The sequence below is a fragment of the Odoribacter sp. AF15-53 genome (assembly GCF_003479425.1).
Lineage (GTDB): Bacteria > Bacteroidota > Bacteroidia > Bacteroidales > Marinifilaceae > Butyricimonas.
Genome location: NZ_QUHC01000017.1, coordinates 21,455 through 34,007, shown reverse-complemented (window position 1 = coordinate 34,007; position 12,553 = coordinate 21,455). Strand labels below are relative to the sequence as shown.

General features: G+C 44.6%; 9 protein-coding genes. 8 read left to right on the top strand and 1 reads right to left on the bottom strand.

The window, feature by feature from the left end:
• Positions 1-3 precede the first annotated feature (3 nt).
• The 8 genes from infB to DWW52_RS19380 all read left to right on the top strand — a co-directional run bounded on the left by infB (position 4) and on the right by DWW52_RS19380 (position 11,345).
• The gene (gene infB / locus DWW52_RS19415) at positions 4-2,898 is read left to right on the top strand and encodes a translation initiation factor IF-2 (RefSeq protein ID WP_118717476.1); all 2,895 of its coding nucleotides are present in this window, start codon (positions 4-6) and stop codon (positions 2,896-2,898) included.
• A 101-nt stretch (positions 2,899-2,999) separates the two neighbouring features.
• Positions 3,000-3,461 (top strand): protein-disulfide reductase DsbD domain-containing protein, encoded by a 462-nt coding sequence (locus DWW52_RS19410; RefSeq protein WP_233556990.1) that lies wholly within the window; start codon positions 3,000-3,002, stop codon positions 3,459-3,461.
• A gap of 38 nt (positions 3,462-3,499) precedes the next feature.
• A complete protein-coding gene (locus DWW52_RS19405) occupies positions 3,500-4,621 on the top strand; it encodes a CapA family protein (RefSeq protein WP_118717474.1) in 1,122 nt (373 codons plus the stop codon).
• A 41-nt stretch (positions 4,622-4,662) separates the two neighbouring features.
• Positions 4,663-5,043 (top strand): methylglyoxal synthase, encoded by a 381-nt coding sequence (locus DWW52_RS19400; protein WP_118717472.1) that lies wholly within the window; start codon positions 4,663-4,665, stop codon positions 5,041-5,043.
• A gap of 83 nt (positions 5,044-5,126) precedes the next feature.
• The gene (locus DWW52_RS19395) at positions 5,127-5,555 is read left to right on the top strand and encodes a DUF6769 family protein (protein WP_148315414.1); all 429 of its coding nucleotides are present in this window, start codon (positions 5,127-5,129) and stop codon (positions 5,553-5,555) included.
• A gap of 76 nt (positions 5,556-5,631) precedes the next feature.
• Positions 5,632-6,903, top strand: coding sequence for an efflux RND transporter periplasmic adaptor subunit (locus DWW52_RS19390; RefSeq protein ID WP_118717468.1), 1,272 nt, complete (start codon positions 5,632-5,634; stop codon positions 6,901-6,903).
• A 132-nt stretch (positions 6,904-7,035) separates the two neighbouring features.
• Positions 7,036-10,161 carry an efflux RND transporter permease subunit gene (locus DWW52_RS19385; protein ID WP_118717466.1) on the top strand — a complete coding sequence of 1,042 codons (3,126 nt, stop codon included), beginning with the start codon at positions 7,036-7,038 and terminating at the stop codon, positions 10,159-10,161.
• Positions 10,158-11,345, top strand: coding sequence for a TolC family protein (locus DWW52_RS19380; protein ID WP_118717464.1), 1,188 nt, complete (start codon positions 10,158-10,160; stop codon positions 11,343-11,345). The genes DWW52_RS19385 and DWW52_RS19380 overlap by 4 nt, the downstream gene beginning before the upstream one ends.
• A gap of 120 nt (positions 11,346-11,465) precedes the next feature.
• Here the strand turns inward: DWW52_RS19380 and DWW52_RS19375 are convergent, their stop codons facing one another.
• On the bottom strand, positions 11,466-12,551 hold the full coding sequence (locus tag DWW52_RS19375) for a peroxiredoxin (protein WP_118717462.1): 1,086 nt from the start codon (positions 12,549-12,551) through the stop codon (positions 11,466-11,468).
• Positions 12,552-12,553 lie beyond the last annotated feature (2 nt).

The following is a 12,553-nucleotide window of genomic DNA, read 5'->3' as shown; positions in this document are numbered from 1 at the left end:
AATATGGCAGTTAGACTAAGTAAAGTTGCTAGAGAATTTAACGTAGGCTTGTCCACGATAGTGGATTTCCTACAAGAAAAGGGGATTAAGATTTCATCTGATCCAAATGCTAAATTAACAGATGACCAATACTCTTTGGTAGCCAAAGAGTTTTCCACCGATAGCGAGGCAAAAAGGGAATCCAATCGAGTAGATTTGAAAAACTCCCGGTTGAAAAAAGAAACAATTACCATTGACAACATGAACAATGGTACAGAGGAACGTGCTCCAGAGTTCATATCTATAAAGGACGAGATCAAACTGGAAAATAAAATCAAAGTTGTAGATCATATTGACTTGAACAAGTTGAATAAACCCAAGCCAGAAGAAAAGATCGAGGAGAAAGAAGAGAAACAGGTTGAAGAGAAGAAAGAGGAAAAGAAGGAAGAGAATCCGGTTAAGCCTAAAGTAGAGGATGTTCCCGTACAAGTAGAAAAAAACGTTGAAAAACCCAAAGAACGGGAAGAAACCCCGACTCCTATAACGAAGACTCCTAAAGTCATCATTAAACAACCGAGAGGAGAGAACCGTCAGGAGACAACTCCGGGTAACGAAGAATCATCCAACACGGGAAGACAAAGTCAGGAAGTTAGCTACAAATCGCCGACTCCCGCGATAAAGGATGTGAAAGTTGTCGGGACAATCGATCTGGATGCGATCAACCAACGTACAAGACCCCCGAAGAAAAGCAAACAAGAGCGGGAGAAAGATAAACGTGAACTCAAAAAGAAATCATTGGTAGCCCCAAAAAGCACGGATGAATTCGCACACAAGAAAAAAGAAGCGGGAAACGAGACAGAAGAAGATTCAGATGAATCGGAAACTCGTAAAAAGAGAAAACGTATCTTGAAGAAAGATGAAAAGATCAACATCGACACTTCCAAAACCGCTAAACAAGAGGAAAGCAAGAAAAAGATCAAAAAGATAAAGAAAAAGAAAGCCAGCAAGGCTGAAATTTCTGAAGAAGACGTACAAAAACAAATCAAAGACACGTTTGCCCGTCTGGGAAGCAAGGGAAAAACCAAAGCTTCCAAGCACCGGAGAGACAAACGGGATGCCGTACACCAGAAGATGCAGGCGGAAATGGAGCAGGCGGAAATGGAAAAAAGCATCCTTAAACTTACGGAATTCGTTACGGTCAGTGAGTTAGCGACCATGATGGACATTTCCGTGGCTGAAATAATTTCGGCTTGTATGTCACTCGGTTTGTTCGTGTCTATCAATCAACGTCTGGATGCGGAGACCATCAATATCGTGGCTGAAGAATTCGGATTCGAGGTTGAGTTTGTAAGCGTTGACATTCAGGAAGCGATTGACGAAGAAGAAGAAGAGGAAGAAGCACATCTGGAAGCCCGTCCTCCTATCGTAACTGTAATGGGACACGTTGACCATGGTAAAACATCTTTACTCGACTATATCCGTAAAGCTAACGTGATCTCCGGAGAGGCCGGAGGTATCACCCAGCATATCGGAGCTTACAGCGTGAAACTTGCCGATGGCAGGACCGTAACATTCCTAGATACTCCTGGACACGAAGCATTTACCGCCATGCGTGCCAGAGGTGCTCAGGTAACGGATATTGCCATTATCATCATCGCGGCTGACGATAACGTCATGCCACAAACCGTAGAAGCTATCAATCACGCTAGCGCGGCAGGAGTACCTATCGTGTTTGCAATCAACAAGATTGATAAACCGGGAGCTAATCCCGACAAGATCCGGGAAGAACTAGCCGCCATGAACTACCTGGTTGAAGAATGGGGAGGTAAATATCAATGCCAAGAAATATCTGCCAAGAAAGGATTGCACGTGGAAGACCTTCTCGAAAAAGTTTTACTAGAAGCAGAAATTCTGGAATTGAAAGCCAACCCAAAACGAAAAGCCATCGGTTCAATTATCGAGTCGTCCTTGGATAAGGGACGAGGATACGTGGCCACCGTGCTAGTACAAAGCGGTACACTACGCGTAGGCGACGTGATACTTGCCGGACAATATTTCGGACACGTGAAAGCCATGTTCAACGAGCGGGGAAGTAAAATGGAAGAGGCAGGCCCAGCTTGCCCGGCATTAATTCTCGGATTGAACGGAGCGCCTCAAGCTGGAGATAAATTCAATGTCATGGGGAACGAAAAAGATGCCCGTGTTTTAGCAAACAAACGCGAACAACTTCAACGTGAGCAAGGCCTGCGTACCCAGAAACATATCACTCTGGATGAAATCGGTAGACGTATTGCAATCGGCAACTTCCAGGAGTTGAACGTGATCGTGAAAGGTGACGTGGACGGTTCTATCGAGGCATTGTCCGACTCCTTGATCAAACTGTCAACCCCGGAAATCCAGGTGAACGTGATCCACAAAGCCGTGGGACAAATCTCCGAAGGTGATGTCATGTTGGCTGCCGCATCGAACGCCATCATCATCGGCTTCCAGGTACGTCCATCCATGAATGCCCGGAAGCTGGCAGAAAAAGAAGAGATCGATATTCGTCTCTACTCTATCATCTACACGGCGATCGAGGAAATCAAGGCCGCCATGGAAGGTATGCTTTCTCCAGAATTCAAGGAAGAGATCACCTCTACCGTGGAAGTGCTTGAGACCTTCAAGATTAGCAAGGTGGGAACGATTGCCGGATGTATCGTAAGAGACGGAAAGATTACCCGTAGCTCCAAAGTACGCGTGATCCGGGATGGTATCGTGATCTTCACGGGTGAATTGGGTTCATTAAAACGTTTCAAGGATGACGTGAAGGAAGTTGCCAAAGGATTCGAGTGTGGTTTGAACATCAACAATTACAACGACATCCAGACGGGAGACTTCGTGGAAAGCTTCGAAGAAGTGGCCGTGAAAAAAACATTATAAAAATTTTAACTATAAGCTAACATAATTTCTCTCGATAATTTTGTACTTTGCATCACTAAATTTTAGAGAGAAATTATTTTAAAAACTAATTTAATTGATTCATGAAAAGACTATTAATTCTTACAGCAATATTAACCATGATGGTTGGAGCTGCAAATTCACAGGTATTGAAACCAGTGAAATGGCAAATTTCTTTCAAGAAAGTAAGCGAAGGTGTTTATGACATCATCTGTAAAGCTACCGTTGAAAGCGGTTGGCATTTGTATGACACGAAATTACCTGAGAATGGTCCTCTTCCTACAACATTCAACTTGGACGAAGATGAGGCTAAAGACATTGAATTAGTGGGTGAATTCAAAGCCACCACGGCACCCAAAACTGAAAAAAGCGAAGCCTTCAACATGGAATTGAAATATTTCGAAGGAACAGTTACTTTCGTACAACGGGTGAAACTGAAAAAAGACAAAGCTAAATTAGTAGGCTACATAGAATATATGTCTTGCTCCGGTGGACAATGTATTCCTCCTGCCGAAGAAGAATTCGAGTTTGAATTAACGAAATAATTTAAAGCCGTCTTCGGACGGCTTTTTTTATACCCGCCATGCGCCACAACACAACATATCTCCTATCTTGCATCTTTTTTTTATTATCCTATTCTTGCAAGGAAGAGAAAATTCCCACACGTTCCGATTATTCACTGGAATTTCCATCCCCCCCACAAACACTCACGCTATTCTTTTGCGGAGATATTATTCAACATCTACCACAAATTTACAGCGCTCATGAACCCTCGGAAAAAGATTATAACTACTTAAAGTGTTTCAAATACATCGCACCCTATTGGATGGATGCAGATTTTGTCATCGCCAACCTGGAAACAACGTTATCAAACAAAAACTTTTCCGGGTATCCCCGGTTCTGTTCCCCTTGGCAAGTTGCCAGAGATCTTCATCGTCTGGGTGTAACAACATTCGTTACCGCCAACAATCATAGCTGTGACCAACTAGCAAAGGGGATCACCAACACGGTCCATTATCTCGACTCCCTGGGTATTCCTCACACGGGAATATTCACGGACACGCTCAGTTATAAAAAAAGACATCCGCTTTACCTTCAAAAAGAAGAATTCAAAATAGCCTTGCTCAACTACACGTATGGCACGAATGGCCTTCCGGTTCCCAGAGGTTTCGTCGTTTCACTCATCGACACCACGATTATCAAACGGGATATTCAACAGGCCCGTCAGGATTCGGCAACCAATATTATTGCTTTCATGCATTGGGGATACGAATATCATACCCATCCGAACAAAGAACAGAAAGAACTAGGTAAATGGTTACACGACCAAGGGGTTGACATCGTTATCGGTTCTCACCCTCACGTGGTGCAACCCATTGAATACGTCATGTCCGACAAGGACACGTTGGGAGTTACCGTTTACTCCCTCGGCAACTTTATCTCGAACCAAAACTATCAAGGTACGGATGGGGGAATATGCATTCGTTTAACTTTAACGAAACCTAAAGGCCTGCCCGTACGTTATGCCATGGAACCCCTGAAATTTTACACGTATCGCCCTTACGAGGAAGGACGCCTGCGTTATTACGTGGTTCCGGAGAGCTTGGCTGACAGTGTCGTGAAAGATTACCATTTAACCAAAAGCAAACGCTTTTTCATGAAAACGGATTCAATCTTAAAATCGACAATCAATTTTAGTTGGTAGCACTCACATCATATATATGTATAACTTAAAATAACATGAAAATGAAACTAGCAGTAATCGCACATGACGGGAAGAAAGCCGAAATGGTTGCATTCCTGAACAGACACCATGATTTCATGCACTCGGCAAACATCGAGATCATCGCAACCGGAACAACCGGCAAGCATGCCCAGGATGCAGGATTAAAAGTAGAACGCCTTCTTTCCGGCCCGCTTGGAGGAGACGCACAAATCGCCGCACAAGTCGCAGAGCATAAAGTACAAATGGTACTCTTTTTTCGTGATCCGCTTGGAAAACATCCCCATGAACCGGATGTACAAATGCTAATGCGCGTATGTGATGTTCACAACGTACCGTTAGCCACGAATCCCGCTTCCGCCGAATTGATGCTAAAAGGCTTCGAGAAACAGATACAGAAATAGTTAATGTTTTATTAAACTCCTGATGATTATTGCAAATCTGCGAACAAAAAGCTAAGTTTGCGGAGATTAAACATTTGCGATTCATGAGGAAACGACAGATAGCTATTATACCGCTCATTGTTGCTAGCATAATTATGCTATTGTCGTCTATTGTCCCTCATCATCATCACGGAAAATTAATCTGTTTCACGACTTCACATGAACAAAGTTCACAAATAGGGGAAGGATGTCAACAGGAACATGAATCCAATTCACGTGAAAAAGAATGTGAAGTCAAATTATTATTTCAAACCAATGTTATAAAACAACATCATGACGAGTGTAATTGCTATCCTGACCTCATTCCGGATCAGTTATTCCTGCCCATGCTGGCTTTTGCCGGGTTAGATCACTCGTTATTACTTCTCGGAAAACCCAAAGAAGTTCCGTCTATCGTTTATCTGGAACGTCTCCACCCGATCACGTGGAGCCTCACCTCTGCAGGAAGGGCCCCTCCTGTCGTAATAGCTTAAAATAGAATTTTTCTGCCCGGTACGAACCGGACAATTATCACTTATTATTTTTATTCTCAACATTAAATCATTTATTATGAGAACTATTTTTTATGCTATTACCATATTAGCCATCTCTTTGTGGGGATGCAAAAACCAAACATCACAAGATAAACACAAACACACAGAAACGGAAACTCACGCGGGACATAGCCATGAAGGTCATCATCACGAGGGCGAAGAACATGACCACGAACATGAAGGCGAGGAACACGATCACGAACATGAAACCGTAAAGGAACATGCAGCACACAGCCATGAAGAAACGGAAGCCAAACACAGTGATGAAATCATTTTCCCGAAAGCACAAGCGGCAAAAACTACTTTCGAGGTAAAAGAAATACAACCCGGTTCTTTCAATCAAGTCGTGAAAACCACGGGACAAATCATGGCAGCACCCGGAGACGAAGCCGTTGTCGTAGCCACCAGCAATGGAGTCGTATCTTTCTCCTCCAACAAATTGACAGAAGGTTCAAGTGTTCAAAAAGGACAATCCCTATTCCAGATATCCTCCAAGAACATGGCCGAGGGAGATTACTACACGAAAGTAAAAGCGACTTACGAAGCAGCAAAAGCCAACTATGACAGGGCCGAAGCTCTCGTGAAGGACAGAATTATATCCCAAAAAGAATTCGAAAACACGAAACTCGAATTCGAAAATGCCAGGACCGCTTACGAAGCTGTCTCTAGCAACAAAACGGCCAAGGGAGTCAGCGTGAACGCTCCGATTAACGGACACGTGAAGAATATTCTAGTGAAAGAGGGAGAATACATCACGGTTGGACAACCGTTAGCCACGGTTTCACAAAACCAACGTCTAGTACTCCGCGCCGAAGTATCTCAAAGATATTATAACGCCCTGCAAAGCGTGAGCACGGCTAATTTCAAAACCCCGTATGATAACAAAATGTACTCTCTGTCTGACTTGAACGGACGTTTACTTTCGTTCGGGAAAGCCTCCAACGAGAATTCATTCTTCATTCCTGTGTCTTTCGAATTTGACAATAGGGGAGAAGTTATCCCGGGATCATTCGTAGAAGTATATCTTATTTCAGCCCCCATTGAAAACACGTTATCCATTCCGGTGTCAGCCTTGACCAACGAAATGGGAATCCATTACGTGTACGTGCAAATCGACGAGGAAGGCTATCGTAAACAGGAAGTTGCCCTTGGAGCCAACAATGGCAAAGAGGTACAAATCGTGAAAGGCTTGAACCCCGGTGATCGTGTTGTTACCAAAGGCGCATACCAGGTAAAAATGGCCTCCGCTTCCAGTGCAATTCCTCACGGACATAGCCACGAGCACTAATAAGTTAAAAGTTAAAAGATAAAAACTAAAAGTTTAGAGTTTAGAATTCAAAGTTCCAAAATGAAGCGTGAGATCGTGCGGTTGGAATCTAAAATTTAAAATCTAAAATCTAAAATCTAAAATTAATAAGGGATGCTAAATAAGATTATACAATACTCATTACACAACCGTCTGGTGGTAATGATCGCGTCGATAGCTTTACTCCTTTGGGGGTCCTACACGGCGCATAAAATGGAAGTGGATGTATTTCCCGATTTGAACGCGCCCACCGTGGTGGTCATGACCGAAGCACAAGGAATGGCACCGGAAGAAGTGGAACGCATGGTAACCTTCCCGATTGAAACAGCCGTTAACGGAGCCACGGACGTGAAAAGCGTGCGTTCATCATCGACAACAGGATTCTCGGTTGTCTGGGTACAATTTGACTGGGGTACGAACATTTACACGGCTCGTCAAATCGTTTCCGAAAAACTATCCACGTTGGGAGACGTTCTCCCAAGTAACGTGGGACGCCCCACCCTGGGACCGCAATCTTCCATTCTTGGAGAAATGATGATTTTCGGCCTTACTGCCGATAGTACGTCTTTGCAGGATTTACGAACCATTGCCGACTGGACGATCCGTCCCCGCCTGTTATCCACGGGAGGAGTTGCTCAGGTTGCTGTCATCGGCGGTGACATCAAGGAATACCAGATACTACTTGATCCCGCCCGGATGAAACATTACGGGATCAGCATGGATGAAGTGCTTGCCGTGGTCGACAACATGAACCAGAACTCCACGGGAGGTATTCTATACGAGTACGGTAACGAATATATCGTACAAGGTCTTCTTGCCACAAATGACGTGGAAGAATTGGGTAAAGGTGTCGTAAAAACCGTGAATAATGTTCCAGTACTATTATCCGATATCGCAACCGTGCAAATCGGCCCGAAAGAACCTAAACTGGGACTGGCTTCAGAAAGAGCCAAACCGGCCGTGCTCGTGACTATCACGAAACAACCGAACACCAACACGCTGGATTTGACGGAAAAGCTAGATAATGCCATCACAGAATTACAGAAGACATTACCCTCTGACGTAAAAATATCTTCTGATATCTTCCGTCAATCCCGCTTCATTGAAAGTTCTATTTCAAACATACAGAAAGCCCTGTTCGAGGGAGCTATCTTCGTGATCATCGTACTCTTCTTCTTCTTGATGAACGTACGTACCACCATTATCTCACTGGTAGCCCTGCCATTATCATTACTTGTGGCAATTCTAACCCTTCATGCCCTAGGGTTAACAATCAACACCATGAGTTTAGGAGGACTCGCTATTGCCATCGGCTCTCTGGTTGACGATGCTATTGTCGACGTCGAAAACGTATACAAACGACTGCGAGAGAATCAATTGAAATCCGCTGAGGAACGGTTATCCACGCTCAAAGTGGTATTCGAAGCCTCACGAGAGGTTCGTATGCCGATCCTAAACTCCACGTTGATCATCGTGGCTTGCTTCCTGCCGTTATTCTTCCTTTCCGGAATGGAAGGCCGCATGTTGATCCCGCTCGGTATCGCATTCATCGTGGCATTATTCGCATCTACCGTCGTCGCTCTAACCCTGACCCCAGTATTATGTAGTTACATGTTGACGACTAAAAGAGCGTTAAAGAAAAACGAAAAGGAACCTTTCGTGTCTCGCTCCTTGAAAGTATGGTACAAAAAAGCCTTGGAATGGGCACTCCGCCACAAAAAAGTAGTGATCGGAACCAGTGCCGCCCTGTTGATCTTCACGATTGTCATCATGACCGGATTGGGACGTAGTTTCTTGCCCCCCTTCAACGAGGGATCGCTCACGATCAATATCAGTACCCTGCCGGGAGTCTCTCTCGAAGAATCGGATAACATGGGACGTATGGCCGAGGAGATTCTTTTGGGAATACCCGAAATACAGACCGTGGCCCGAAAAACCGGACGTGCCGAACTGGACGAACACGCCTTGGGTGTAAACGTGTCCGAAATGGAAGCACCTTTCGAACTGGACAAACGCACCCGCGATGAATTCCTCGCCGACGTGCGCCATCAACTAGGTGACCTGAAAGGGGTAAATATCGAAATCGGACAACCCATTTCTCACCGTATCGATGCCATGCTTTCCGGGACGAAAGCCAATATCGCTATCAAACTATTCGGAAACGACTTGAATAAACTCTATAACATCGGCGGACAAATCAAGGAAGCGATCCAGAAAATCGACGGGATCGCCGACCTGACACTGGAACAGCAAATCGAACGCCCGCAATTGCAAATCAAACCGAAACGGGACATGCTTGCCAAATTCGGCATCACCCTGCCGGAATTCTCCGAGTTCATCAACGTGGCTCTTTCCGGTAAAGTCGTGTCACAAGTAAACGAGGGAGGAAAAGTTTTCGACCTCACCGTGAAGGTACACGATGACAATAAATCAAACATGGAACAGATCGGCAACCTGATGATTGATGCCAACGGACAAAAGATTCCACTCCACTACGTGGCTGAAATCCTGCCCCTCGTCGGCCCCAACACGATCAGCCGGGAAAACGTGCAACGGAAAATCGTCGTATCGGCCAATGTTGCCGGACGTGACCTGAACGGGGTAGTCAAGGATATCCAGAAAACGGTAGACGAGCAAATTACCCTACCCGAAGGTTATCACGTGGAATACGGCGGACAATTCGAGAGCGAGCAAGCGGCTTCACGCACATTGTTCCTCACCTCCATGATTTCCATACTATTGATTTTCTTGCTATTATTCAACGAATTCCATAGTATGCCGTTATCCGGGATCATCATGTTAAACTTACCGTTAGCTATTATCGGTGGAATACTCAGCATTTGGTTCACGTCGGGCATTATCAGTATCCCTGCCATCATCGGGTTTATCTCCCTGTTTGGAATCGCAACCCGAAACGGGATCCTGCTCGTGTCGCACTATAATCACCTGCGCTCAGAAGGGATGTCTCTACATGACAGCGTGATACATGGATCTCTCGACCGATTGAACCCGATCCTGATGACAGCCCTGACCTCCGCTCTAGCCTTGATCCCGTTAGCAGTGGGCGGAGATCTTCCGGGGAATGAAATTCAAAGCCCTATGGCACAGGTAATACTAGGAGGATTGCTAAGTTCTACTTTATTAAACGGATTCGTGGTTCCTATCATGTACTTGCTGCTTAATCACAAGCAAAAAGAGATCGAGAATCTAGAAAATAACCCTTTGAAAATAAAGAAATGAAAACATATAAATTGTATATACTCGGATTGATGCTATTGGGGACTCTCACCACGAGAGCCCAGAACAGCATTGACCACGTGCTGAAAAGCATTGAAGCTAACAACAAGTCGTTACAAGCCAACCAGAAAATGACCGATGCCCAGAAACTCGAAGCGCAAACCGGGAAATTCCTCGCCAATCCTTCCGTGGAATGGGAGCAGATGTGGGGCAACCGAAACAACCCCGGTTCAGAATACACGCTAACGGTGAAACAGTCTCTCGATTTTCCTTCGGCTTACACGAACAAGAATAAACTAGCTGCCTTGAAATCCAACACGATCGGATTCCAGTCTGCGGCATATCGTCAACAACTTCTCTTAACGGCTAAACAAACCTGCATAGAGATCATCTACCTGCGGAAGCAAAAAGCCTTGTTGGATGAACGTTTATCCAATGCGGAAGCCATGTTCTCGCACTACAAAAAGCGTTTCAAATCGGGTGATGCCAATCAACTGGAATTGAACAAAATCCAACTGGAATTATTGAACGCCCAGAATCAAAGCCGCATGAACCAAGCTGCCTTGACCGCTGCTGAGGAGCAACTCCAAAATCTAAACGGAGGCACCTCGATCACGTTTGACGCAACAGAGTATCCCATGAGCGAGAACCTGATCGCTCTCGAACAGTTGCAAGCCGCCTTCATGGAAGCTGATCCCAGCCTGAAAAGCCTTACCGGGGATCAAGAAATCGCCAACCGGGAAGTGAAATTAAGTCGTTCACTCGCTTTGCCCAAATTTGATGTCGGTTACAAACGCAACGCGGCAACAGATCACGTGGCCTCCAATGGTTTCGTGGTAGGTGTATCCATCCCGCTTTTCGAGAACAAGAACACGGTGAAAAGAGCAAAAGCACAAGCCGAATTTGCCACTGCATCACTAGCTGATAACCGCCTGAACTTGCAGACGAACTTGCGTCAGCTTTATCAACAAGCCGAAGCCCTGCAAATCTCCCGTGCAGACTACGCCAAGGTGTTACAACAACAACGTAATGTTGAATTACTCAACAAGGCGTTGAATGCCGGACAACTCTCCGTGATCGACTACTTCACGGAACTCTCGACATTCTACGACAGTCAACAAAGCTATCTCGACGTGGAAAAAGAATATTACAGCATACTGGCACAATTGTATCAGTATAAATTGTAAGCAACAACCTAATGTGAAAAAGGTCACCAAATTTATCATGGTGACCTTTTTGTTTTTCATCGTCATACGATCCGAATAAAGCTGACCAGATACAACTCCAGTCAACTTCATTCTTCTAATCTAATCAAACAATCTAGCACAAAAATCTTTTAATTTCTCTCCTCTCAAATTCTTTGCAATAATCTTCCCCTCCGGATCTATAACCCAAATAGCCGGTATCCCAACAACACCATACAATTCATACACGTGCTTTTTATTTTTTCCCAGCAAAATACCTTGATTCCAAACCATTCCATCTTGTTCTATCGCTTGCCTCCAAGCCCGTTCATCCTTATCCGAAGAAACAGAAAAAACATCCAATCCCCGATCATGATACCGGTCATATAACTCCTTCACGTGTTCAGTCTCGGCACGACACGGCATACACCAAGAAGCCCAAAAATCTAAAATCACATATTTCCCTCGCAGGTCAGCTAAAGAAAGAGAATCCCCTTCCAATGTTATTGCTGTAAACAATGGAGCTATTGCCCCGGGAGCTACCCGTCTTAACACGTCAGCTCTATTTTTCATGGCCAAATAATAACGATGATTAGACAATTCCGGACCAAATTGCTTCAGTAGAGAATCAATTTCATCGGCATCCATAGCCAAAAACCTTTTCCAAAAGACATATAAAGCAGCCAACGAATTTCCGTCACCTATCAATTCCTCTTGATACCGGAACATCTTTTCTCCAAATTTTTTCAAAATCCTTTTCTGTTCAGCAACCTTCAACTCTCCCTCCAAAGCCCGTACTTCCGGACCAAACATTTCTTTATCACGTTGTTGTATAATTTCTTGTTCCGTCTTCCTATACATCCGCCATTCATCATTCCCCCTTGTTCCTGAAGCTCTTGAAAAGAAAATAGAGTCTACATGTCCCTCAACCCGAACCGTTCCTCTCTCCGCAAAGAAAAGAGCCCGACCGGGAAGATCACCAAATTGCATTTCGTAAGCCTCACCGTAATACTCTTCAGGTAAATCGAACTCAAAATTTCCATCATGCAAATTCGCCTTTACAATCGTATCATATTGAAAATTTTGAAGATCACGCAACACAACAACTTGCAAATCCTTTTCGCCACCTTCAATACGTCCCTGTACATGACAAACATTAGTACAGGCACTCAAACAGGCAAACGCTATTATACTTAATAATCCCTTCATAT